This is a genomic window from Mariluticola halotolerans, from assembly GCF_021611515.1.
GTDB classification, from domain to species: Bacteria; Pseudomonadota; Alphaproteobacteria; order Rhizobiales; family Devosiaceae; genus Mariluticola; species Mariluticola halotolerans.
Map to the genome: position 1 here is coordinate 158738 of NZ_CP090960.1, position 23459 is coordinate 182196.

Here is a 23459-nt window from a genome sequence, read left to right on the forward strand (position 1 = left end):
CGTTTATGCCACCGGGTTGGGTTTGAGGGCGTCAGTATCGGCCTGATTTGCCTTGGGGTCTTCGTCGCTGCCTGCCTCTATCCGCGCCGACATGCGCCGGGTGCGGACGGCATTCCAGCCGGAATTGAATGTGCCGACAATGCCCTTGGGCAGGAAAATGGTGACAAAGACGAAGAGGCCCCCGAGGGCAAACAACCAGTATTCGGGCAATATGCCGGTGAACCACGATTTGCCGGCATTGACGAGAATGGCCCCGATAATCGGGCCGATCAGGGTGCCGCGCCCGCCAACAGCGGTCCAGATGACGATTTCGATGGAATTGGCGGGGGCGAATTCGCCGGGATTGATAATGCCGACCTGCGGCACATAAAGCGCTCCGGCAATGCCCGCGATAATGGCGGAAACGATGAAGGCGAACAGTTTCATGTTGTCGACGCGATAGCCGAGAAAACGGGTGCGGCTTTCCGCATCGCGAATGGCGACCATGACCTTGCCGAGCTTGGAACGGACGATCGCCGAGCAGACCAGAAAGGCCAGCGCCAGCGCGATGGCCGAGGCGGCGAACAGGGCCGCGCGGGTGCCCCCGGACTGGATGTTGAAGCCGAGGATGTCCTTGAAATCGGTCAAACCATTATTGCCGCCAAAGCCCATGTCGTTGCGGAAAAAGGCGAGCAGGAGGGCATAGGTCATCGCCTGGGTGATGATGGAGAGATAAACGCCGGTCACACGGGAGCGGAAGGCGAGCCAGCCGAAGACGAAGGCGAGGACCGCCGGGACCACAACCACCATGATGCAGGCAAACCAGAACATGTCAAAGCCGTGCCAGAACCAGGGCAGCTCTTTGTAATTCAGAAAGACCATGAAATCGGGCAGGATGGGATCGGCATAAACGCCGCGATCCCCGATCTGGCGCATCAGATACATGCCCATGGCATAGCCGCCGAGGGCAAAGAAGGCACCATGGCCTAGCGAGAGAATGCCGCAATAGCCCCAGACCAGATCCAGCGCCAAAGCGAGCATGGCATAGGTGAGGTATTTGCCGAACAGGGGGACAAAATAATCGGGCACCCGCAAGGCATGGCCATTGGGCAATAGCAGGTTGGAGGCGGGCACCAGAACGGCGATAGCGAGAAGGGCTGCAACAACCCAGATGGCTTTTTTATCCAGCGCGCGAAAAATCCATTGGGTAATCATGCGTCTACAGACCTTCCCTTGAGGGCGAACAGGCCACGCGGCCGCCGCTGGATGAAGAGAATGATGAAAACGAGGATCAGGATCTTGGCGAGCACGGCCCCGGCATAGGGTTCAAGAAACTTGTTGGCGATGCCAAGCGTCAGCGCGCCGACCAGCGTGCCCCAAAGATTGCCGACCCCGCCAAATACCACGACCATGAAACTGTCGATAATGTAGCTTTGCCCAAGGTTGGGGGAGACATTGTCGATCTGGCTGAGGGCCACACCGGCGATGCCGGCAATGCCTGAACCGAGGCCAAAGGTCAGCGCATCGACCCGAGGGGTCCTGATGCCCATGGAAGAGGCCATGCGCCGGTTCTGGGTGACGGCGCGCATTTGCAGCCCGAGCGGGGTGCGGTTGAGTACGGCGAGAAGGATGCCGAAGACGACGAGCGCGAAAACCACGATCCAGAGGCGGGAATAGGTGAGGGAGATGCCACCGAGTTCTACCGCGCCGGACATCCAGCCGGGATTGCCGACTTCGCGATTGTTGGGGCCGAATATGGTGCGTACGGCTTGTTGCAAAATGAGGGAAATGCCCCAGGTCGCCAGCAGGGTTTCCAGCGGGCGGCCATAGAGCCAGCGGATGACGCCACGCTCGATCGCCATGCCGACAAGGGCCGTGACCAGAAAGGCGAGGGGCAGCGCGATGGCGAGGGAATAGTCAAACAGGCCGGGAAAGCTGGTGCGGATAACCTCTTGCACAGCAAAGGTTGTGTAGGCCCCGAGCATGACGATTTCGCCATGGGCCATGTTGATGACGCCCATGACACCGAAGGTGATGGCAAGGCCGATGGCGGCAAGCAGCAGCACCGAGCCCAGCGAAATGCCGTACCAGACATTTTGCGCGGCGGCCCATGCGGCCAGATCGCGCTCTATGCCCGCAATGGCGGCTTCGATGACGGGCTTGAGTTCATCGGGCGCAGTCGCCAGTTCGGTGGTCAGAACCGCCATGGCGTCGCGGCCGCCTCTTGCCGTCAGCAGGGTGACGGCGGCCTGCTTTTCTTCAAGGGAGAAATCATTGCCCAGCACGATAACGGCACGGGCCTGTTCCAGAATTGCGCTGATATCAGCATCCTGCTCGGCGGCTAGGGCTGTATCGAGAAGTTCCAGCGAGGCCGGATTTGCGGTTTTCAGAATACTTTCAGCGGCGGTGCGGCGGATCTTGGGATCTGTGCTCATCAAGGTGAGCTGGCCGATGGCGGCGCTGATGGTGCGGCGCAAACCGTTATTCACCTTTATCTTTTCAACGTCGCGACGCCCGGTCGTGCCCAGATCGGCACCGGTGCGGGGATCGGAGATGGCGTAGCCATCGCCTTCGCGGACGGCGCGAACAACGTTGCCGTTGGATTTTTCGACGTAAAGATCGCCGTCGCTGAGCGCTTCAAACAGGCTGACGAGGTCTGTTTCGCCGGTGGCTGCGAGCTGCTCGATAACGGCGGCGCGATCATTGAAATTACCTTCGGGCAGTGCCGCTATAAGGCTTTCAATGTCGGCTGTGGCCGTTTGGGCGTTTGCGGTGCAAACGGTCATGAGGCCGAAAATGAGGATGGTGAGGATTCTTGCGATCGAATTCATGGTGGCCATTGTGCAAGCTTGTCTTTCGAAATCGCGGGGTCGGAAGGGGCACAGGCGGAGACCGCCTGTGCCGGGATTGGCTAACTTGTGCAGTGGGGCTTAGGAGCCCGCGCCGCCGCAGGTTTCTGTTTCGGTGTTGTAGTTGCCGCAGGAGATCGGTGCGGTCCAATCGGCTTCCAGAACCTTGGATTCGGGCAGGAAGTCGGTCCATGCGTCGCCAGGTACTTCAGCGTCGGTTTCCCAGACAACTTCGAACTGGCCGTCATCCTGGATTTCACCGATCAGCACTGGCTTGGTGATGTGGTGGTTCGGCAGCATCTTGGCGACGCCCCCGGTCAGGTTCGGGGTTTCGAGGCCGATGATGGCGTCAAGTACGGCATCGGTCTCGGTCGTGCCGGCTTTTTCGACAGCCTGCACCCAGAGGTTGAAGCCAACCACGTGGGCTTCCATCGGGTCGTTGGTCACGCGGTCCGGATCGCCGATGAATTCTTTCCAGCCAGCAATGAAGGCTTCGTTTTCGGGTGTATCAACAGACTGGAAGTAGTTCCAGGCAGCCAGATGGCCGACGAGCGGGCCTGTGTCGAGACCGGCCAGCTCTTCTTCACCAACGGAGAAGGCGACAACCGGAATGTCCTGGGCGGAGATGCCCTGGTTACCCAGTTCCTTGTAGAAAGGCACGTTGGCATCGCCATTGATGGTGGAGACAACAGCGGTCTTCTTGCCAGCTGAACCGAAAGCCTTGATGTCGGAGACAATGGTCTGCCAATCGGAATGGCTGAAGGGCGTGTAGTTGATCATGATGTCTTCAGCGGCCACACCGTGGTCGAGCAGATAGGCTTCAAGGATCTTGTTGGTTGTGCGCGGATACACATAATCGGTGCCGGCCAGAACCCAACGTTCAACGCCTTCGTTTTCCATCAGGTAATCAACCGCAGGAATGGCCTGCTGGTTGGGTGCGGCGCCGGTATAGAATACGTTGCGCTCGCTCTCTTCACCCTCGTACTGCACGGGATAGAACAGGATGTTGTTGAGTTCCTTGAACACCGGCAGCACGGATTTGCGGGACACTGAGGTCCAGCAACCGAAGACGGCGGCGACATTGTTGACCGAAATCAGTTCGCGGGCCTTTTCAGCAAAGAGCGGCCAGTCAGATGCGGGATCAACCACAACGGCTTCGAGCTGCTTGCCAAGAACGCCGCCGTTTTTGTTCTGCTCATCGATGAGATAGAGCATCGTGTCCTTGAGCGTGGTTTCAGAAATCGCCATCGTGCCGGAGAGCGAGTGCAGAATGCCGACCTTGATGGTGTCGTCCTGTGCGATAGCCGGGCTCATCGACACGCTCATTGTGCCTGCGAGAGCCGCAGCAATTGTCGCACGTTGTGCGAATTTCATTGTCATTCGTTTATTCCCCTGAATGTTCCATGAGACCTGAACGCATGGGAGGCGCCGGTTACGGGATGGGAGACTGGGACGATTATTAACAAGTCCCTATACGTCGTTCGACGTAACCGGGGGGCGACGGCGGGTCGGAAAACGCCAAAAAGAGCGTGCCTTCAGCGCATTACGTGCTAAACAGGCGCTTGGTAGTTTTTTGGGCAGCCGGCGTTTATCGGTTAAAAAATAGACATTGAGGGCGATGGCGCGGCAACGGATCATTCCAATCAGACGCGAGTATAATCGTTGGGTCGCCAACCAGACCCTTGAGGATTATGCCTTGCGCTTCACCGCCAAGGGGGCGCGGCAATTCTCCAGCCAGCGGATTTCGCAAACAGCGATCGGGGCGATTTCGTTCCTGGCGCTGGAGGCGATCGGCGGGGCGATCACGCTCTCCTATGGCACCACAAATGCGATGATCGCCATCGTGGTGGCCAGCATTGCCATCCTGTTCGTCGGGCTGCCGATTTCGCGCTATGCCACGCGCCACGGGGTGGATATCGATCTTTTGACCAGAGGCGCCAGCTTTGGCTATATCGGCTCGACCATTACCTCGCTGATCTATGCGAGTTTCACCTTTATCCTCTTTGCCATTGAAGCCTCGATCATGTCGAGCGCGCTGGAGCTGGCTTTCGGCCTGCCCCTGTGGATCGGCTATATCGTCAGTGCGCTGGCCGTGATTCCGCTGGTGACGCACGGGGTGCGGCTGATCAGCCGGTTCCAGCTGCTGACCCAGCCCATCTGGATTGTCCTCAACATCCTGCCCTTCATTTTCATTGCCTTCATGGACTGGGAGAAGTTCGATCTGTGGCGGGCGTTTGCCGGCATTCATGAAATCTCCGGCCCACCGGGCACGATCTCGCCCTTTGACGTGGCCAAGTTCGGGGCGGCCTCGGCGGTCATTCTGGCATTGATGACCCAGATTGGTGAGCAGGTGGATTTCCTGCGGTTTTTGCCCGCCGACGACAAGGCGACCAAAAAGCGGCACCGGTTCGGCGTGTTTCTCGCCGGGGCGGGCTGGGTTGTGGTCGGGGCACCGAAATTGCTGGCCGGTTCGTTTCTGGCGGTTCTGGCCTTAAGCGCCGGGGTCTCGCCCGAACATGCGGCCGAGCCGGGGCAGATGTATGCCATCGCCTTTGGCTATATCATTCCCAATGAGGCACTCGCGCTGATCCTGATGGCGGTGTTCGTCGTGGTCAGCCAGCTCAAGATCAATGTGATGAACGCCTATGCCGGGTCACTCGCCTGGTCGAATTTCTTTTCGCGCCTGACCCATAGCCATCCGGGCCGGGTGGTGTGGCTGTTGTTCAATGTGGCCATTGCGCTATTGCTGATGGAATTGGGGATTTACCGGCTGCTGGAAGCAACGCTGACGATTTTCTCCATCGTTGCCATGGCCTGGCTCTGCACGATTTCGGCCGATCTGTTCATCAACAAGCCGCTGGGCCTGGCCCCGCCGGGCATCGAGTTCAAGCGGGCGCATCTTTACGACATCAACCCGGTGGGGCTGGGGGCCATGCTGCTATCGGCCAGCGTGGCGCTGGTGGCGCATTTCGGTGTGTTTGGCGAGATGGCGGCGGCAATGGCTCCTTATATTGCCCTTGTGGTTGCCTTCATTGCCTCACCGCTGATCGCCTGGGGCACCAAGGGCAAGTATTATCTGGCGCGCAAGCCGCGCAAGCAGTGGCAAAACGAGAAGGCGATCACCTGTTCGATCTGCGAGCACCCGTTCGAACCCGAGGATATGGCCTGGTGCCCGGCCTATGCGGCACCGATCTGTTCGCTGTGCTGTTCGCTCGATGCGCGTTGCCATGACATGTGCAAGCCCAATGCCAGCTTCAAGGCGCAAACCCACGCGGTAGCCGCCAGTATCCTGCCTGATTTCGTTATCAAGAAACTGCAAACCCGGTTGGGCCGCTATGGCATTGCCATGGGTATTTCCATGGCCCTGATCGCGGCGACCCTGGGCTTGATCTATTATTTTGCCGTGCACTCAGCACCGCAAACCGCCGATGTGGTTGGCGGTACCATTGTGGTGGTGTTCTTCGTCTTTATGGTGGTGGCGGGCATTGTCACCTGGTTTTTGGTGCTGGCGGGTGACAGCCGGCTGGTGGCCGAAGAGGAAAGCTCGCGCCAGAACACGTTGCTGCTCAAGGAAATTGCCGCCCACGGCAAGACCGATGCCGCGCTGCAAAAGGCCAAGGAAACCGCCGAGGCTGCCAATCAGGCCAAAAGCCGCTATGTGGTGGGGCTGAGCCATGAATTGCGTACCCCGCTCAATGCGGTTTTGGGCTATGCGCAAATTCTCGAGCGCGACGAGGAAATCCCCGAAGGCCGGCGTGGCTCAATCAGCGTCGTCAGGCGCAGTGCCGAACATCTGTCCGGGCTGATCGACGGCTTGCTCGATATTTCCAAGATCGAGGCGGGGCGGCTGCAGGTCTATTCCAATGAAATCAATATTCATGATTTCCTCGACCAGATCGTCGATATGTTCCGCCTGCAGGCGGAGGCGCGGGGGCTGGAATTCCGCCATTGGCGGGCGAACAATCTGCCGCAATATGTGCGCACTGACGAGAAACGGCTGCGGCAAATCCTGGTCAATCTGTTGTCGAACGCCATCAAGTTTACTGACAAGGGTCATGTCGCCTTTGAGGTGGATTACCGCTCGCAGGTGGCACGGTTCAAAGTGTCGGACAGCGGCCACGGCATTACGCCTGAGGATATCGAACATATCTTTGAACCGTTTGCGCGCGGGCAGGCAGAGCGCAATCGCCTGTCGCCGGGGCTTGGGCTGGGTTTGACCATTACCAAGCTGCTCACTGAGACCCTCGGCGGCGAGATTGTGGTGAAAAGCGATCCCGGCAAGGGCTCCTGTTTCTCGGTGCGGCTGATGCTGGCCAAGGTGGACCGGCCGGCAGCGCAACGATCTCCCGACCGGCGCATCAAGACCTATAAGGGGCGACGGCGGACGATTATGGTGGTCGATGACAATGCCGACCACCGCGAGATGATGCGCGAAATGCTGCAGCCGCTCGATTTTACCGTTTTGACCGCCATTGATGCCCCCGATTGTCTGACGCTGACCGAGGGGATCAAGCCGGATCTTTTCTTTATCGATATCCTGATGCCGGGGATGAATGGCTGGGAACTGGTGGAGCGCCTGCGCGCGATGGGGCAGGCGGCGCCGATCATCATGCTTTCGGCTAATATTGGGGATGGGACCGGCAAGGCGAGCAGCGATGCCGGGCATAATGATGCGATCGCCAAACCGTTCAATTTGCGCCAGCTGCTCGACAAGCTGGAAGGGCATCTGGCGCTGGAATGGATTGTGGAGGAGCCGCAGGCGGATCGAGGCGTCGCGCCGCATCCCGATACGCAGAGCACGGCACAAAGCCCGGTGTCGCCCGGCAGCGAGCATATCAAGGAACTGCTCCAGATGGGGCAGATTGGGCATGTGCGTGGCATTGAAGCCAAGCTGGCGGAACTGGCCTTGCAGTCTGAAAACCTTCCGCTGGTCGATATGCTGCGGGCGCGGGTGGCGGCATATGACTTCGCGGGTTACACAGAAATTCTGGAGGGGATAGGTGACCATGAATGACATGGTGCCGGAGGGCGACATTGTGCTGGTGGTGGACGACTCCCCCGAGGCTTTGGGTTTTTTGACCAATGCGATGGAAGCGTCGGGGGTTACTGTTCTGGTGGCCCGCAGTGGTGAGGCGGCGTTGGGTGTGGCCGACAAGGTAACGCCCGATATTATCCTCATGGATGCTGTCATGCCGGGGCTGGACGGGTTTGAAACCTGCCGCCGTCTCAAAAGCATGGCGCGGGTTGCGCATGTGCCGGTGATTTTCATGACCGGGCTCACTGAGACCGAACATGTGGTGCACGCGCTTGAATCTGGTGGGGTCGACTATCTGACCAAGCCCATCAATATCGATGAACTGAGCGCGCGGATAAGGGTGCATTTGGCCAATGCCCGCTCGGCCCAGAGTGCCCGTGTGGCACTCGATGCAGCGGGCCGTCATTTGATGGCAACCGCACAGAATGGTGTGGTGCACTGGTCAACGCCACAAGCGACGCGGTTACTCAATGCAAGGGGGGAGGCCGGTGATGTGGCTGCGGCAGTGTCAGCGCGGATCGCGGACTGGATGTCTGCGCAGTCCGGTCTCCGCGCCATTGCCGGTGAGAGCTTTGCTCTCGATCCTGACGATGCAGCCAGTTTGCAACTGGTCTGTCTTGGGGCCATCGGCCCCGATGAATATCTGTTCCGGCTGGTCCTGTCGGGCGGGGAGAACCCGGATGAAATCCTGCGCCAGCATTTCGGCCTGACATTGCGGGAAAGCGAAGTGCTCTTGTGGATTGCGCGTGGCAAATCCAATCGGGATATCGGTGAAATCCTTGGCCTCAGCCCCCGGACGGTCAACAAGCATCTCGAACAGGTCTATGCAAAGCTTGGGGTGGAGAACCGCGCCTCGGCAGCGATCAAGGCGACGCATGTGCTGCATTCGCCGCTGGATGGTTAGCTGCCACTCAAGATGAGGGTTGCCGGTTTGCGAAATCCGCCGGATTTGCGTGCGCGGACCGTTTTTGGGCCGCGCAAAATGTGGCGTATTTAGGGTTGAAGTGCGCACGTTTCCATAGGTGATGCGAGAAAAATCGCGCTGTTCACGCAAGTGTGTCCTAGGTTACAAAAAGGTAAGTAACGTATTGTAAAAATTTAGAATTTTCATCTTGAACTCTGGGGGGAGCCGTACCTATTTGTGTCTTGTCAGCGCGAAACAGCGTTGGCCGTCAACCTTGAAAAGGATGGCGGTTCTTCCCTTGAGAATACAGGAATAAGAAAATGAACAAGTTCGCAAAAATTTCGGGCGTGGCTCTGTTGGCCGTTTCGCTCGCTGTGCCTGCAACCACGGTCTTTGCCGCTGCAACGGCTCCCGTGACTACAAGCACAGCAATCGCAAAAGTAAGTGCAGTTCCGGCCGGTCAGCTGGTTAGCCTCGTCGGTTTTGGTTCAAGCGCCAATACCGCAGCCATCACTGCCGGTAATGTGCCAGTGAAGGTCGTGAACGTCAATGATATCTATGACCTCGACACGCTGAACGAGCTCGATGATGCGCTCACTTCCACCAAACGTCATGCGGTGAGCCAGTTGCGCGCCAATATTGCCAGCGACCCGGCCACCCAGGCCTGGTTTGCCCAGAATGGTTTGAACACCGATGACGTGCTGGCCGTGAGTTCTTCGCGCGGTTCCATCAACGTTTACGTACAGTAATCGTATTGGATGATTGTGAGAGGTGCTGGCCTTTTGATGGTCAGCACCCTCGAAAGTCTGAATTGAGAAAGCCCGCCACGTTCCTGACGCGGCGGGCTTCGGCTTAATCGCCGATCATCTGGTGCTTCAGGCGATAGCCGTGGCCGCCGGCACGTAGGCATGCCCCTGAACTTCGGCGACCGGTTTGCAGGTAATCTGTCCCTTGCAGACATTGAGGCCGTTGAGCAGATGCGGATCTGCCTTCAACGCTTCCTGCCAACCCAGATTGGCCAGGCGCAGGGCATGGGGCAGGGTTACATTGTTGAGGGCGTAGGTGGAAGTGCGGGCAACGCCGCCGGGCATGTTGGCCACGCAGTAATGGACCACACCATCAACGACATAGGTTGGTTCGGCATGGGTTGTGGCATGGGAGGTTTCAAAGCAACCACCCTGATCAATAGCGACATCCACAAGCACGGCGCCCTGTTTCATGGTCGACAGCATGTCGCGGGAGACGAGCTTGGGTGCGGCTGCGCCGGGCACCAGAACCGCCCCGATCACCAAATCGGCCGCAGCCACCTGTTCGGCAAGTGCCGCCTTGGTGGAATAGAGCACTTTGGCGCTCGACTCGAAGTGGTTTTCCAGCCGCTCAAGGGCGAGCGGATTCCGGTCGAGAATAGTGACATCGGCATGCATGCCCACGGCCATTTGCGCGGCATTGAAACCAACGACCCCGCCACCGATGATGACAACCTTGCCGGGTTGCACGCCGGGCACGCCGCCCAACAGGACACCGCGGCCGCCATGGGCCTTTTCAAGCGCGGTGGCGCCGGCCTGCACCGACATGCGCCCGGCCACCTGGCTCATCGGCTTGAGCAGCGGCAGGCCGCCTGTAGTGTCGGTGACGGTTTCATAAGCGATGCAGATCGCGCCGGAATCGATGAGATCCCTTGTCTGCTCGGGATCGGGTGCGAGGTGCAGATAGGTGAACAGGATTTGCCCTTCGCGCAGCATGGCGCGTTCAGCGGCCTGGGGTTCCTTGACCTTGACGATCATCTCCGCACGTTCGAAAATCTCGGCGGGGGTTGCAGCGATCTGTGCGCCGATTGCCTTATAGGCATCATCCTCGGCGCCGATGCCTTCGCCAGCACCGGTTTCAATGAGTACTTTGTGCCCGGCCGCTACAAGTTCTTCGGCGCTTTCCGGGGTCAGGCCAACACGATATTCGTGATTCTTGATTTCTTTTGGTACGCCGATAAGCATGTTGAGCCTCCTGTGGTTTATCCCACCATGATTAACCGCAATGGGCGGGATTATATTGCAAATGGCGCGCAACCCATAACAAAGTGGGCATCAAAATCGATAACATGGTGGATTTGCGCAATAATCATGCAGATAGACAGCATCGACCGCAAAATACTTCGCGCGCTTCAGATCGATAGCCGGAAAAGTGTGCAAGAGCTTGGCGACATGGCCGGGCTTTCTGCTTCTGCCTGCCACCGGCGGCTGAAGTCGCTGGAGGGGCGCGGGTTGATTGGTGGTTATCGCGCGGTATTGAACGCCGAGAAGCTTGGATTTTCGATGATGTTTTTCATCGAGGTCAGTCTCTCAAGTCAAAGTGAGCCCACGCTGGATGCATTCGAGGCCGCCGTGCAGGATGTGCCGGAGATTCTTGAGTGTCATCTGATGGCTGGGCAATCTGATTATATCCTGCGGATTGTCTGCCGGGATCATGATGATTTTGAACGGATACACCGGCGGCTGATTGCCCGCTTGCCGGGGGTCGCCCGGGTGCATTCAAATATGAGCATTCGGACGGTTAAAGCACGGACAGGCCTACCAGTTTAATTTATTAGTATATTCTAATTCTAAGTGGTGGGTGATTATCCTAATATTAACTGCCGCTCTCTAAATTTCCCCCGGATTAAAGACCTTGGGGGTTACAATGTCGACTGATACGGGTGTGAAGGAAGTTCGCACGGGACGCGCATTCCGCATTTCATTTCTTTTGCCGGTTGCCTTGATTGGCCTGGCTATGCTCGGTTCTATCTCGGTTGGCGTTATCGGCTTCGTGTCCGCCAAGGCCGGGCTTGAAGATGCCAGCCAGCGAGAGCTGGGATTGTTGGCGCATTCGCGCGAAGATGTCCTGAACTTGCGTCTGCACAGTGTTGTTTCTGACATCGACAATGTGGCTGCCAGTGGTAGCGCACGCACTGCCCTTAAAGACCTGAGCATTGTATTTACGCAGCTTTCGTCCGACTTGCCGGCTATTCGCGAGTTTTTCCAGTCACCCGCAACCCCCGAAGAGCGTGCAGCGCTGCTCGGCGAGGGCAGCAAAACAATGTATGCCTTCCGGCATCAGGAAATGCATGCGTCGCTGGCCGCGGTCTGGCGCAATGGTGGTTATGGTGATGTCTATGTCATCACTCCGGATGGCGACGTAATCTATTCCGTCAGCAAGTCTGCCGATTTCCTGCTTAACGTGAATGGGCCTGAATTGAAAAATACCGGGTTGGCCCAAAGTGTTGCAGCCGTATCTGCTGCGCCCGGCGAGCCGGTGGTCAGTGCGTTTGAAGCCTATGCACTCAACGGCGATGTGCCGGGTGTCTTTGTAACAAAGGCGATTGTGGATGATGAAGGCGCCATTTCCGGCTATGCGGCGATCCGTCTCGACGTTGGGTTCTTTGATTCCATCGTTGGCGGGCGTGAGGGGCTTGGGGAAACCGGCCAGACCTATATTATCGACGAAAAAGGTATTGTGCTGAGCAATAAACCTTTGGCAGCCTCGGCTACAGCCTTGAGCGAGAGCGTTGATAGTCCTGTCATCTTGAAGGCAGCGAGTGAGGGCGTGCCGGGCTCCACGACAATAACGGGCGATTCCGGCGTCGAGAGTTTTGCTGTCGCCAATCCCGTTTCATTCCTGCAGGCCAAATGGGCAATTGTCGCCGAACGGTCTGTCGGTGAAAGCCTTGCTGCAGTGAATGCGATGGGCGGCGGAATGGTGCTGGGCACCGTTGTTGTCGTTGCCTTGTCGTCCCTTATCGGTATTGGCTTTGCGCGCACCATCACTGTGCCGGTTGCCCGACTGACCAAAACCATGCGGACACTGGCTGATGGCGAGTATGACATTGAAATTCCCGGCATGGAGAAGAACAACGAGCTGGGTGAAATGGCCCGCACAGTTGAAGTTTTCCGGGAGAACGGTATCCGGGTCAATTCAATGACCGAGGAAGAGAAAGCGGCTTCGCAGCAGCGGCAGGTTGAGCGCACGCAGATGATGCAGGAATTGCAGCGGGCGTTTGGCGAAGTGGTTGATGCGGCGGTGGCCGGTGATTTCTCAAAACGGGTCGATGCGGAATTCCCGGATGCGGAACTCAATAATCTGGCCGGATCGGTGAATAACCTGGTCGCGACAGTGGATCGCGGCGTGGGCGAGACCGGCTATGTGCTCAGCGCGCTGGCGGAAACCGACCTGACCCAGCGGGTGAAGGGCGATTATGAAGGCGCGTTTGCCAAGCTGAAGAATGACACCAATGCGGTGGCGGACAAGCTGACCGAGATTGTGGGGCAATTGCGCGATACCTCGGGGGCGCTGAAAACGGCGACCGGGGAAATCCTTTCCGGGGCCAATGACCTGTCGGAGCGGACCACCAAACAGGCGGCGACGATTGAAGAGACCTCGGCGGCGATGGAGCAATTGGCCAATACGGTGCGCCAGAATGCGCAGCAGGCTGATGAGGCGGCGAGCAAATCGCAATCTGTCAGCCAGACGGCTGAGCAGGGCGGCGAGGTGATGGGCCGGGCCAATGAGGCGATGGAACGGATTACCTCTTCAAGCGCCAAGATCTCGAACATTATCGGCATGATCGATGACATTGCCTTCCAGACCAATCTTTTGGCCCTGAACGCCTCGGTTGAGGCGGCGCGGGCCGGTGAGGCGGGCAAGGGCTTTGCGGTTGTGGCCGTGGAAGTGCGGCGGCTGGCGCAATCGGCGGCGGATGCGTCGTCCGAGGTGAAGGCCTTGATCGAGCAGAGCGCTGGCGAGGTGAAGGGCGGTTCGGCCCTTGTGGCGGAAGCGGCCGAGAAGCTGGCGATGATGCTGTCGGGTATTCAGGAGAATTCCGCATTGATGGCAGGGATTGCTGAGGATTCCAAGGCGCAGGCGGCCTCGATTGACGAGGTCAATGCCGCAGTCCGGCTGATGGACGAGATGACCCAGCACAATGCGGCCCTCGTTGAGGAAACCAATGCCGCTATCGAGCAGACGGAAGCGCAGGCCTCCGAACTCGATCGGATCGTGGAAGTGTTCCGGCTTGAGGGTGGTGGTCAATCCGAGGCATATGCACCCGCGCAGCCGGAACCCAAGGGGCTGGGCAGCAAGATGGCGCAAGCCGCCAAAAGCTATCTCAGCAAGGGTAGTGCTGCGTTGAAACAGGAATGGTCGGAATTCTGATCCTTACCTGCGAAAATCGCTAAAACTGAAAAAAGGGTGCCGCAGGTGCCCTTTTTGCTGTCGCGGACGGGGCGGAATGTCGCGAAACCGCTTTTGGCCGATTGCTCATTGGCCGCGCATCGCCTACATACGGGCAAAATGATTTCACACGAATTTTGAAGAGGAACCTACGCGCATGGCTCGCCAGTTCATCTATCACATGCAGAACCTCTCCAAGGCCTATAATGGCGGCAAAAAGGTTCTGGATGGCGTCAATCTAAGTTTCTATCCCGATGCCAAGATCGGCGTGCTCGGCCCAAACGGCGCCGGTAAATCGACACTGCTGAAAGTCATGGCCGGGTTGGAGACCGAATTCACCGGCGAGGCCTGGGCTGCCGATGGTGCCAAGATCGGCTATCTGGCGCAGGAGCCGCAGCTGGACCCCTCGCTGGACGTGCGCGGCAATGTGATGCTCGGGGTCAAGGAAAAGCAGGCCATCCTCGATCGCTATAACGAATTGATGATGAACTATTCCGACGAGACGGCAGATGAAGCCTCCCAGCTTCAGGACCAGATCGATGCCGATGATCTTTGGGATCTCGATTCCAAAGTCGACATGGCCATGGCGGCCCTTGGCTGCCCCGCGCCGGATTCGCCCGTTGATAATCTTTCGGGCGGTGAAAAGCGCCGCGTGGCCCTTTGCCAGCTTTTGCTGAGCAAGCCCGACCTGCTGCTGCTTGACGAACCGACCAACCATCTTGATGCGGAAACCACCGGCTGGCTGGAAAAGCATTTGCGCGAATTCCCCGGCGCGGTGCTGATCATCACCCATGACCGCTATTTCCTCGACAATGTAACCGGCTGGATTCTGGAAATGGATCGCGGCCGTGGCATTCCCTATGAGGGCAATTATTCCGCCTATCTGGACCAGAAAGCCAAGCGTTATGCCCAGGAGCAGCGCGAGGACGAATCCCGGTTGAAAGTGCTGGAGCGGGAAAAAGAATGGATGGGCATGAGCCCGCAGGCCCGCCAAACCAAATCCAAGGCGCGTATCAAGGCCTATGACGAACTGGTCAAGATCAATGAAGCGCGCACCATGTCCTCCAGCGCGCAGATCATTATTCCCGCCGGCGAACGGCTGGGGCAGAATGTCATCGATGTGGAAGGTCTCTCCAAGAGCTTTGGCGACAAGCTGCTGATCGATAATCTCAGCTTCAAGCTGCCCGCAGGCGGCATTGTGGGCATTATCGGGCCGAACGGCGCAGGCAAGACCACATTGTTCAAGATGATCACCGGGCAGGAAAAGCCTGATTCCGGGTCGATCACTGTCGGTGACAGCGTGCATCTTGGCTATGTCGACCAGAGCCGCGATGCGCTGGATGCCTCAAAGACCGTCTGGGAAGAAATTTCCGAGGGCAATGAAGTCCTTATGCTGGGCAAGCGCGAAATGAACAGCCGCGCCTATACCTCGGCTTTCAACTTCAAGGGCGGCGACCAGCAGCAAAAGGTTGGCAATCTCTCAGGCGGACAGCGTAACCGCGTCCATCTGGCCAAGATGCTGAAATCCGGTGCCAATGTGCTGCTGCTCGATGAGCCGACCAATGATCTCGACACCGAAACCCTGGCCGCTTTGGAAGAGGCGCTGGAAGAATTCGCCGGTTGCGCCGTGATCATCAGCCATGACCGCATGTTCCTCGACCGTCTGGCCACCCACATCCTCGCCTTTGAAGGCAATAGCCATGTGGAATGGTTCGAGGGGAACTTTGAGGACTACGAAAAAGACAAGATCCGGCGCCTGGGTGCCGACGCGGTCAACCCGAAACGGGTGAGCTACAAACCGCTGACGCGCTAGGCGAAACGCCTTCGATCTGAACAAAACCCGCCATGGATCATGGCGGGTTTTTTGTTGTCTGGCTGTTGGCCGGGCAGGGAGGCTAAGTCTCACACCCCCACATTCTCCCCCAGTCCCAACGTGTCCATCAATTCCCGCGCGGCAGCGGCACCGGCGCGGTTGGCGCCTATGGTGGAGGCTGAGGGGCCGTAGCCGACGAGGTGAATGCGCGGGTCCTTGGCGACCTGGGTTGCCAGCCGCCCCGTCACGGTGATGCCGCCGGTGGGTTCGCGCAGGTTGAGAGGCGCGAGGTGATCGAGGGCACCGCGAAACCCGGTGCACCAGAGGATGACATCGGCTCGTTGTTCGCGGCCATCGGCCCAGCGGACGCCGGTTTCGGTGATTTCGGCGAACATTTCCTGCCGTTCGAGGACGCCCCGGGCGCGCATGGCTTCAATAGCGGGGGTGACGGGGAGGCCGGTGACCGAGACGACGGAATTGGGTTCCAGCCCCTTTCGCACCCGTTCGTCGACTATGGCGACCGCCTTGCGGCCCCAGTCTTCATCGAACGGGCCACTGCGAAATGCCGGGGGGCGGCGCGTGACCCAGGTCGTGGTGGTGACGCGGGATATTTCGTCGAGCAACTGGATGGCCGAGATGCCGCCGCCAACGATCACGACATGCTGGCCAGCAAAGTCGCTGGCTGAATGATAGTCTTTTGTGTGCAGTGTCTTGCCACGAAACGTTTCCGCGCCGGGATAAACGGGAATAAAGGGTTTCTCCCAGGTGCCGGTCGCATTGATGAGGCCGCGGGTGGAAAATGCCCCCCGGCTGGTTTCAACCCGCAGCCGCTGGCCCCGGTCCGCGACCGCGCTGACACGGGCCGGGCGCAGAACGGCGAGACCAAACGCGCGTTCATAGGCGGCGAAATAAGTTGGAACAGCCTCGCGGGCGGGCACGAGCGGCGCGTCGGTTTCAAGACTATCGCTAAAGGCCATGCCCGGTAGGTCGTGAATGCGGTTGACGGTGCTGAGGGTGAGAGAGGGCCAGCGGAACTGCCATGCCCCGCCGGGTTCCGGGGACTGGTCAAGAATGCGGAAGTCCTTGCCCGGTTTGAGGCCTTGCCGTTGCAAGTGATAGGCGGCGGAAAGCCCGGCCTGGCCTGCACCAATCACCACGATGTCTGTTTTCAGGGCCACCCGCACGGGGGCTGACGTTTTGCCGGGTGCGGGCAGGGGCTGGGGCATGACATCTCCGGGGGGCAGTTGGCGGTGTTGGTGATAGGGCTGGTCGTATAATCTACTGTCCGGCAGGTGGTTATCCAGCACACAATTTACAACCGGGCATTGCCGCTCGCGCCGTTCCATCCTATTGCTCGGATTTTGGGCCTGAGGTGTCGCATGGAACTGGATACATTCGAAATCGAACTTGATGGTGCCACGCTGACCGGCGTGGAACTGGGTGAGGGCGTGCCTGTGGTGTTCTTGCATGCGGGCGTTTGCGACCACCGCATGTGGCACAAGCAGATGGAGCTCGTGGCCGATGCCGGGTGTCACGCGATTGCCTATGACCGGCGTGGTTTCGGCGATACGGTTGCCGAGGATGTGCCGTTCAGTCATCTGGAAGATCTTGAAGAGATTCTGGATGCCATGGATGTTTATGCGGCGGTGTTTGTCGGCGCCTCCATGGGCGGCGGATTGGCGATCGATTTTGCCCTGGCGCATCCGGGGCGGGTTTTGGGGCTGGTGCTGGCCGGTACATCGGTGACCGGCGCGCCATACGAAATTCTCGAAAGTGAAATGCCGCTGATCATGGCGGAGGAAGACGCGGATGAGCGCGGCGATCTCGACATGCTCAACAAGGTGCACGCCCATGCCTGGCTGGACGGGCCGGAAAGCGCAAGCGGCCGGGTTGGCGGGGACGCGCGGCAGTTGTTTCTGAAAATGAACGCCAATGCGCTGGCCAAACCTGCACTGACACAGGAAGAGGCGCGGCCGGCCGCTTATGAGCGGGTGAAGGCGGTCACAGCCCCGGGGCTGCTCGTCGTCGGGGATCTTGATTTCGGCTATATCCAAGCGCGGCACGAGTATCTGTCCGAGGAAATGCCGAACGTGTTTGCAGCAGCGCTGGAGGGCGTTGCGCATTTGCCAAATCTGGAGCGGCCAGATCGTTTTGATCCATTGTTGATGGAGTTTCTGGACGCGTTGTTTGGCGGTGACGCTGATGAGGCTGAAGACGATTGATCGGCGCCTTGTTCGCGCCTGTCTGTTTCATTTTTTGCTGATGATGGCCTTGCGAGCAGCATCAAGATGGGTTCGGCTGACGGGGAGTTTGCGGCCGTCGGTAAGGGTGGCCATATAGCGTGAACCCTCGCGCTTGATTCCAACGATCGTATTGGCTGCGACCCAGTGCGAGCGGTGAATTTGAAGGCCAGGGTAATCTGACAATTGGCGCATTGCATCGACGAAACGCATTAGCAGCAGTTTGCTGCCATTGCCCGTAACGCATTCGATGTAGTGATCACGCATTGTCAGTGAGATCAGTTCAGAGCGCAGATTTTTGGGGAGATTTTCGAAAAAAACATGTTCTGTAAGGCTAGGTGGGGTCTTCCTGGTCTGATACTCGGGGCGCCACGTGCCGAATCGTATGATGGTCGCGATCAGGTTGATTACGAATACCCCTGTTGCCACCTCCTGAACGGCGACCTGACTATAGTCAATTTGACGCCAAACCATTTCAATCTGAAAGATGATCAGGGTGCCCGGGACAGTGGCAATAGCGGCGCTGACGAGTGATATCAACAACGGATGCAGAGCGCGAAAACGCGGGGAATGGTGGCAATACCAGCCAATCAAGTGGCCGCAAACGCCAACAGTAGCTACGGCTGTGCCCCAGTAGCCGAGACGTTTCCATAAATCGAAACTTGAGTAGGTTCCGAAAGGCCCTGTGGCCGTTAGAATCAATATCAACGCGAAGACAAGAGCGACGTGTCTAAGTGAAATTGCATATGTCTTTTCACGTATCGTGAAATGCATGGCGTGGTTTTCGCGAAATTTGCTGCGGTATTGGCGTAGGTATTGTTTCGTATTTTCGCAAAGATTGCTAGCCAGCAGGTCAAGTTTGCCATCCATGCATGGCGGATTTTCGGTTTAGAGATTTTGGCGTCTCAGTCTTTCAGGTTGGGAGTATTGGGCCATCGTCTCGCATTTTTATCGAAAACATTACTGAGTTGGCCCTCACCATTCTGGTGAGGGCTTTTTTTATGGGCGCGCCTAAACGGCCAGTACCTGTTCGAAATGTTTGCCCAGTTCGTTGTTCGGAATACGGGTCAGGTCTTTGGGGATTTCGGCGATGATCGTCTCCTGTATCTGGGGGGTCATGGCCTTGCGCAAATCGCCCAGGGCTTGCGGCGCAGCGGCGATGATCAACCTGTCGAATTTCTTGGCGGTATTATTCTCGGCGATGATTTCAGCAACGCCTGCAACAAAATCTGCCTCGCGCTTGTCGACGGGATCGGTTTGCGGCTCCATGGCGCTACGGCCGTGCCCGGATGATGAGAAAGAGCGTCCAGGTCGGTCGGCCATGATTTCGCCTGCACGCATGCGTTCGTCGGAGAACTTGAGGCCCGGCACTTCTGTAAGGCCCTTTCCGGGTCCGGTATGCTCAACTACCCGGGCGCGGGCACCATCAGCGATGAGAATCCATGTCACAATCGGCTTCATTATCTGCTCCCGTTCAAACTGTTTCGCGAAAGGTCTGGGTAACACCCTAACGTGCCGGAAACATGGCACCTTGATTGGGATCAAGCGCGGCATCACCGAAAGCGTTTGCTGACATCACAAAGGCTGACTGGCCTGGGGCAGGGAATCGCTGCTAGGAGATAGCCGGGACAAGGCGCCCATATCGGGCTGAGGCGAAGGTAATGGCATCTATCGAAAGCGGTGGCGTCGTAACGCGTCCGCAAATGCACAATAATGATGGTGATCGCCGGCTTGGGCTGATTGCTGCATTCAGCACTTATGCCGGCTGGGGCTTTTTCCCGCTTCTGTTCCGCGCGCTTGAAAGCGTCGATCCGGTCAATGTTGTGGCCAACCGGATTGTCTGGTCGTTCCTGCTGGTTGGGGGCATCTTGATCGGACGGCACCGCATGGCCGAAGTGCGCGACGTTCTGCGCGATCGGCGCGCTGTTCGCGGCATCTTCATTTCGGCGGTTTTGCTGGCGATCAACTGGCTCACTTTTGTATGGGCGGTGAACAATGAAAAGGTGCTTGAGGTCAGCTTCGGCTATTTCATCACACCCCTTGTGAGTATTGCCATTGGCATGGTGCTGCTGGGCGAACGTATGAACCGCTGGCAGCAATTGGCGATCAGCATTGCCGCCATCGCGGTTGTCATTCAGGCGATGGGGTTGAGCGGCATGCCATTGGTCAGCATGCAATTGGCGCTGTCGTTCGGGTTTTACGGCTATTTCCGCAAGACGGTGAATGTGGGCTCGGTGCCGGGCCTGTTTATTGAAACCATGATGCTGCTGCCGCTGGCGCTGGCCTATATGGTGTTCCGGTTTGTGACATCCGGCGGTGCTGAATATGCGGATCCCTGGATATTCTTCCTGCTTTTGCTGACCGGGCCTGCGACGTCGGGAGCGTTGATCCTGTTCGCGTTTGCGGCGCGGCGTCTGCCGTTGTCGACCATGGGCATGTTCCAGTATATTGCCCCATCCATCCATTTTCTGATGGCGATCTGGCTGTTTGGTGAGGCGCTCAATTTGGTACAGCTATCGAGCTTTGTAATGATCTGGGCGTCGCTGGCGGTTTATTCGTTTGATTCCTATCAGCGGGGCCGCAAGGCACGGGCGTTACGCGACCATGGTTGAGTTCATTAAGCACCGCAAACAACAGGGGCAGGTCACCGGAATTTTCCGGGCGACAGGGGGCAGTTTTGTAACCGAGGCTGTGGATACCCTCACTCTGACTTATGAGGGCATTCCCGGGGATCGCCATGCCGGTTTGCTGCGTGACAGCGGCGCGCGCGAACCCTGGTATCCACGCGGCACCGAGATGCGCAATGAGCGTCAATTGTCACTTCTGGCCGATGACGAGCTGGCGGCGGTCGCTGTGGACATGAATATCCCTCATCTCAAACCCGAGTGGATTGGCGGAAATATTGTCATTTCCGGCATTCCGCATTTCAGCCTGCTGCCGCCCCGCACGCTGCTGATCTTCGATGGTGGCGTGACCATACGCATTGATGGTGATAATGGCCCGTGCCGGCTTTCCGGCCGTTCGATTGCCGCCCAGTTTGATGGGCGCGAGGATCTGGAGATGGCGTTTCCCAAAGTGGCCCGGCATCGTCGCGGCCTGGTTGGCTGGGTGGAACGCGAAGGCATAATCAAACCCGGCGAAAGTCTGACAGCTATTATCTGGGAACAATGTATATATCCGGGCTAGAATGTGCCGTGTGCCTTGAAGCCGGCGCGCGCATGGCCGGGTTTTGAGCTTCAGCTTTCGAACAGGCAGGATATATGAACCGCAAGATTGACGACGAAGAACTGGCTAAGGCCTATAACCGGGCGCTGGCGCTGGAGAAAGCGGGGGAGACCGATGCTGCCGCTTCGGCCTATGCGGAAGTGTTGGTGATGGACCCGGCTGATCACGGTGGTGCCGCTGTGCGCATGGCAGCGCTTGGACGCGGGGAAACACCGAAACGAGCGTCAGAGGCCTATGTGGAAACGCTGTTCGACCAGCAGGCCGGTGCGTTCGAAGACATTCTGGTGGATCAGCTTGGCTATGGCGTGCCGGGCCTGATAAGCGAGCGGCTCGGTGCCTTGGGGCTGGGGCCTTTTGCGCGCATGCTGGATCTCGGTTGCGGCACCGGGCTTGCGGCAGAGGCGATGCGGGAGCGGGTAACGGAAATCATTGGTATCGATCTGTCGGAGAACATGATCGATGTGGCTGAAGCCAAGGATGTTTATGAGGGGCTCTATACCGGCGATGTGGAGGCGTTCCTTGCCGATAATGATGAAGCCCCCTTTGATTTGCTGATTGCGGCAGATGTGCTGCCATATCTTGGCGAGTTGCAGCCGCTTTTTGGTGGTGCTGCGGGCAATCTCACAGCGGGTGGGGTGTTTGTCTTTTCGTCCGAAACCCTGAGCGCTGATGAATTCAACGGCGCTTCGTTCAAGGTAGCGCCGCATCAGCGCTTTGCCCATTCTGCCACCTATATTGGCGACGCTCTGGCCGATGCCGGGTTTGAACTGATCGAGATGCTTGAGATCAATGTGCGCATGCAGGATGGTGCGCCAACGCCGGGCCATCTTGTTGTGTCCCGATTGAAATAGCCGCCCGGATCGTTTGTCGGGCGGCTATTCTCAAATTCAGGCTCTGCGGCGTGCGTCGAGGGAAAGCGCGCCGGGACCGAAGGCTGCGAGCACAAGGAAGCCGCCGGCGATTGTGAAGTTTTTCATCATCAACAGCTGGTTGAACATGCTCAGCATCGCGTTGGCGCCATCCGGGAAGCCGGGGACGACGATCGCGCCGCCGTGGAACACCAAGCCGGCAAAGATGCAGAAAGCTGCCAGAGCATAGGCGGCAATGCTGGTGTAAAGGCCAATGAGGATTGCCAGCCCGGCGACGAGCTCAAACAGTCCGGCGAGATAGTTGAGGGCGGCGGGTGCGGGAAATCCGGCCTGGGCGATCATGCCTGTGGTGGCGGCGGGGTCAAGAAACTTGCCCAGGCCTGACATGATGAACATGGCGGCAAGCAGGATGCGCCCGATAAGTATTACGACGTTATTTGCCATGGATATGACCTCTCTGTGCAAACGGGAGCGCTTGAGTATCAGTTTTGATTGGTCATTTAATCCGAATTGTTTTGAATGGGCTGTTCGGTAATTGTGTCCAGTCGGGCAATTCTCTTCGGGAACCGAGAAGGTGTGCCTGGCAGGTCAGTCGGCGTTATCCTCCTTCAGATAGTTCAACGACCACGAGAATACGTGGTCCATCTGATCGAGTTCGAGCATCGTATCGAATTTAAGGGCGAAGCCGACTTCGAGATGGCGAACGATAGTGCCGGGTGCGCGGCCGATAGCGACACGTGAACCGATTTTTGGCGTGACATCAGCAGATACGGCAACGCCGGACTGGGAGACATCAATGATAAAGCATTCCTTGATGTCGCCGTCAGGCATGGTGATTGCCGATTGCGGGTTGGGTGGGGTAATGCGCTTGCGGTCACGCTTGTCCCGGAACGATCTGAAGCGGCGCTTCTTGATCCAGTCAATCTTTGCAGCAATTTCGGTACGCTCGGTATCGGTTGCCTCGATATCGACAGCAAACCCGCCGGCAAAAACGCGGCTTATCGTGCCCTTGAGAATGTTGAAATCCTGAAGTTTCAGGCTGACGCGGTTCTCTATTTCATCGGGAACAGGGGCTTGCAGCACCACGTGGTGTGTTGAAATGCTTTGTGAGCGGCAAGCAAAAACGTTCGGGCTGCCATCAGTGCTTTTGGTGCGTTGCGGCAGCGAATAGCAGCCCTCTATCGGCCCCACAAAACGGATGTCGTGAAGTTTGTCAGCAGGCTTATCAGTATAGGCGTCAGAAAAAAGGCTAATCGACATGGATCGATACCCAAATTTTTTAATTAACCATCAAATAAGACGACAAACTGCTTAAACCTTCATTAATCAAGAATGTTCGCATGTGC

At 57.9% G+C, this 23459-nt stretch carries 19 protein-coding genes; 10 read left to right on the forward strand and 9 right to left on the reverse strand.

The features are described from left to right. Positions 1-3: 3 nt before the first annotated feature. The 3 genes from urtC to urtA all read right to left on the reverse strand — a co-directional run bounded on the left by urtC (position 4) and on the right by urtA (position 4154). Positions 4-1194, reverse strand: a complete 1191-nt coding sequence (urtC, locus tag L1P08_RS00840; protein ID WP_303618129.1) for an urea ABC transporter permease subunit UrtC — start codon at positions 1192-1194, stop codon at positions 4-6. Continuing rightward, positions 1191-2810, reverse strand: a complete 1620-nt coding sequence (gene urtB / locus L1P08_RS00845) for an urea ABC transporter permease subunit UrtB (protein WP_303619605.1) — start codon at positions 2808-2810, stop codon at positions 1191-1193. Before urtB ends, urtC begins: the two co-directional genes overlap by 4 nt. A 99-nt stretch (positions 2811-2909) precedes the next feature. After that, the gene (gene urtA / locus L1P08_RS00850) at positions 2910-4154 is read right to left on the reverse strand and encodes an urea ABC transporter substrate-binding protein (RefSeq protein ID WP_303619606.1); all 1245 of its coding nucleotides are present in this window, start codon (positions 4152-4154) and stop codon (positions 2910-2912) included. A 292-nt stretch (positions 4155-4446) separates the two neighbouring features. On the opposite strand from urtA, the gene L1P08_RS00855 reads away from it, so the two are divergent. From L1P08_RS00855 to L1P08_RS00865, 3 genes are all read left to right on the forward strand, one after another. Beyond that, complete coding sequence (locus tag L1P08_RS00855; protein WP_303618130.1) at positions 4447-7842, forward strand: hybrid sensor histidine kinase/response regulator; 3396 nt, start codon at positions 4447-4449, stop codon at positions 7840-7842. Then, entirely contained in the window at positions 7835-8767 is a 933-nt protein-coding gene (locus tag L1P08_RS00860) for a response regulator transcription factor (RefSeq protein WP_303619607.1), read from the forward strand. Before L1P08_RS00855 ends, L1P08_RS00860 begins: the two co-directional genes overlap by 8 nt. Positions 8768-9087: 320 nt before the next feature. After that, positions 9088-9516, forward strand: a complete 429-nt coding sequence (locus L1P08_RS00865) for a hypothetical protein (protein ID WP_303618131.1) — start codon at positions 9088-9090, stop codon at positions 9514-9516. A gap of 126 nt (positions 9517-9642) precedes the next feature. Here L1P08_RS00865 and ald read toward each other — a convergent pair whose 3' ends face one another. Further along, positions 9643-10758 (reverse strand): alanine dehydrogenase, encoded by a 1116-nt coding sequence (gene ald / locus L1P08_RS00870; RefSeq protein ID WP_303618132.1) that lies wholly within the window; start codon positions 10756-10758, stop codon positions 9643-9645. A gap of 27 nt (positions 10759-10785) precedes the next feature. Between ald and L1P08_RS00875 the strand changes: the two genes are divergently transcribed. The 3 genes from L1P08_RS00875 to ettA all read left to right on the forward strand — a co-directional run bounded on the left by L1P08_RS00875 (position 10786) and on the right by ettA (position 15779). Continuing rightward, on the forward strand, positions 10786-11343 hold the full coding sequence (locus L1P08_RS00875; protein ID WP_303618133.1) for an Lrp/AsnC family transcriptional regulator: 558 nt from the start codon (positions 10786-10788) through the stop codon (positions 11341-11343). A gap of 97 nt (positions 11344-11440) precedes the next feature. Beyond that, positions 11441-13948 (forward strand): methyl-accepting chemotaxis protein, encoded by a 2508-nt coding sequence (locus L1P08_RS00880; protein ID WP_303618134.1) that lies wholly within the window; start codon positions 11441-11443, stop codon positions 13946-13948. Between the two features lie 175 nt (positions 13949-14123). Beyond that, positions 14124-15779: an energy-dependent translational throttle protein EttA gene (gene ettA, locus L1P08_RS00885; RefSeq protein WP_303618135.1), complete on the forward strand. Its 1656-nt coding sequence runs from the start codon at positions 14124-14126 to the stop codon at positions 15777-15779. An 89-nt stretch (positions 15780-15868) separates the two neighbouring features. Here the strand turns inward: ettA and L1P08_RS00890 are convergent, their stop codons facing one another. After that, positions 15869-17005 (reverse strand): NAD(P)-binding domain-containing protein, encoded by a 1137-nt coding sequence (locus L1P08_RS00890; protein ID WP_303618136.1) that lies wholly within the window; start codon positions 17003-17005, stop codon positions 15869-15871. A 153-nt stretch (positions 17006-17158) separates the two neighbouring features. Between L1P08_RS00890 and L1P08_RS00895 the strand changes: the two genes are divergently transcribed. Then, positions 17159-18001, forward strand: a complete 843-nt coding sequence (locus L1P08_RS00895; protein ID WP_303618137.1) for an alpha/beta fold hydrolase — start codon at positions 17159-17161, stop codon at positions 17999-18001. A gap of 27 nt (positions 18002-18028) precedes the next feature. On the opposite strand, the gene L1P08_RS00900 is transcribed toward L1P08_RS00895, so the two are convergent. Both L1P08_RS00900 and L1P08_RS00905 read right to left on the reverse strand, forming a co-directional pair. Then, on the reverse strand, positions 18029-18889 hold the full coding sequence (locus L1P08_RS00900) for a LytTR family DNA-binding domain-containing protein (RefSeq protein ID WP_303618138.1): 861 nt from the start codon (positions 18887-18889) through the stop codon (positions 18029-18031). Positions 18890-19030: 141 nt separating this feature from the next. Further along, positions 19031-19480 (reverse strand): host attachment protein, encoded by a 450-nt coding sequence (locus L1P08_RS00905; RefSeq protein ID WP_303618139.1) that lies wholly within the window; start codon positions 19478-19480, stop codon positions 19031-19033. A gap of 200 nt (positions 19481-19680) precedes the next feature. On the opposite strand from L1P08_RS00905, the gene rarD reads away from it, so the two are divergent. The 3 genes from rarD to L1P08_RS00920 all read left to right on the forward strand — a co-directional run bounded on the left by rarD (position 19681) and on the right by L1P08_RS00920 (position 22095). Then, positions 19681-20631: an EamA family transporter RarD gene (gene rarD / locus L1P08_RS00910; RefSeq protein WP_303618140.1), complete on the forward strand. Its 951-nt coding sequence runs from the start codon at positions 19681-19683 to the stop codon at positions 20629-20631. After that, entirely contained in the window at positions 20624-21205 is a 582-nt protein-coding gene (locus L1P08_RS00915; RefSeq protein WP_303618141.1) for an MOSC domain-containing protein, read from the forward strand. Before rarD ends, L1P08_RS00915 begins: the two co-directional genes overlap by 8 nt. Positions 21206-21279: 74 nt before the next feature. After that, positions 21280-22095: a class I SAM-dependent DNA methyltransferase gene (locus L1P08_RS00920; RefSeq protein ID WP_303618142.1), complete on the forward strand. Its 816-nt coding sequence runs from the start codon at positions 21280-21282 to the stop codon at positions 22093-22095. A 36-nt stretch (positions 22096-22131) separates the two neighbouring features. Here the strand turns inward: L1P08_RS00920 and L1P08_RS00925 are convergent, their stop codons facing one another. Together L1P08_RS00925 and L1P08_RS00930 are read right to left on the reverse strand one after the other, a co-directional pair. Then, positions 22132-22557 carry a DoxX family protein gene (locus L1P08_RS00925; RefSeq protein ID WP_303618143.1) on the reverse strand — a complete coding sequence of 142 codons (426 nt, stop codon included), beginning with the start codon at positions 22555-22557 and terminating at the stop codon, positions 22132-22134. 144 nt (positions 22558-22701) lie between these two features. Continuing rightward, complete coding sequence (locus L1P08_RS00930) at positions 22702-23373, reverse strand: PilZ domain-containing protein (protein WP_303618144.1); 672 nt, start codon at positions 23371-23373, stop codon at positions 22702-22704. Positions 23374-23459 lie beyond the last annotated feature (86 nt).

What these genes read in the sequence shown, in the direction of transcription:
- urtC (WP_303618129.1), bottom strand. Translation starts at nt 1,194, where the DNA reads ATGATTACCCAATGGATTTTTCGCGCGCTGGATAAAAAAGCCATCTGG.
- urtB (WP_303619605.1), bottom strand. Translation starts at nt 2,810, where the DNA reads ATGAATTCGATCGCAAGAATCCTCACCATCCTCATTTTCGGCCTCATG.
- urtA (WP_303619606.1), bottom strand. Translation starts at nt 4,154, where the DNA reads ATGAGCGTGTCGATGAGCCCGGCTATCGCACAGGACGACACCATCAAG.
- L1P08_RS00855 (WP_303618130.1), top strand. Translation starts at nt 4,447, where the DNA reads ATGGCGCGGCAACGGATCATTCCAATCAGACGCGAGTATAATCGTTGG.
- L1P08_RS00860 (WP_303619607.1), top strand. Translation starts at nt 7,835, where the DNA reads ATGAATGACATGGTGCCGGAGGGCGACATTGTGCTGGTGGTGGACGAC.
- L1P08_RS00865 (WP_303618131.1), top strand. Translation starts at nt 9,088, where the DNA reads ATGAACAAGTTCGCAAAAATTTCGGGCGTGGCTCTGTTGGCCGTTTCG.
- ald (WP_303618132.1), bottom strand. Translation starts at nt 10,758, where the DNA reads ATGCTTATCGGCGTACCAAAAGAAATCAAGAATCACGAATATCGTGTT.
- L1P08_RS00875 (WP_303618133.1), top strand. Translation starts at nt 10,786, where the DNA reads ATGATTAACCGCAATGGGCGGGATTATATTGCAAATGGCGCGCAACCC.
- L1P08_RS00880 (WP_303618134.1), top strand. Translation starts at nt 11,441, where the DNA reads ATGTCGACTGATACGGGTGTGAAGGAAGTTCGCACGGGACGCGCATTC.
- ettA (WP_303618135.1), top strand. Translation starts at nt 14,124, where the DNA reads ATGGCTCGCCAGTTCATCTATCACATGCAGAACCTCTCCAAGGCCTAT.
- L1P08_RS00890 (WP_303618136.1), bottom strand. Translation starts at nt 17,005, where the DNA reads ATGCCCCAGCCCCTGCCCGCACCCGGCAAAACGTCAGCCCCCGTGCGG.
- L1P08_RS00895 (WP_303618137.1), top strand. Translation starts at nt 17,159, where the DNA reads ATGGAACTGGATACATTCGAAATCGAACTTGATGGTGCCACGCTGACC.
- L1P08_RS00900 (WP_303618138.1), bottom strand. Translation starts at nt 18,889, where the DNA reads ATGGATGGCAAACTTGACCTGCTGGCTAGCAATCTTTGCGAAAATACG.
- L1P08_RS00905 (WP_303618139.1), bottom strand. Translation starts at nt 19,480, where the DNA reads ATGAAGCCGATTGTGACATGGATTCTCATCGCTGATGGTGCCCGCGCC.
- rarD (WP_303618140.1), top strand. Translation starts at nt 19,681, where the DNA reads ATGGCATCTATCGAAAGCGGTGGCGTCGTAACGCGTCCGCAAATGCAC.
- L1P08_RS00915 (WP_303618141.1), top strand. Translation starts at nt 20,624, where the DNA reads ATGGTTGAGTTCATTAAGCACCGCAAACAACAGGGGCAGGTCACCGGA.
- L1P08_RS00920 (WP_303618142.1), top strand. Translation starts at nt 21,280, where the DNA reads ATGAACCGCAAGATTGACGACGAAGAACTGGCTAAGGCCTATAACCGG.
- L1P08_RS00925 (WP_303618143.1), bottom strand. Translation starts at nt 22,557, where the DNA reads ATGGCAAATAACGTCGTAATACTTATCGGGCGCATCCTGCTTGCCGCC.
- L1P08_RS00930 (WP_303618144.1), bottom strand. Translation starts at nt 23,373, where the DNA reads ATGTCGATTAGCCTTTTTTCTGACGCCTATACTGATAAGCCTGCTGAC.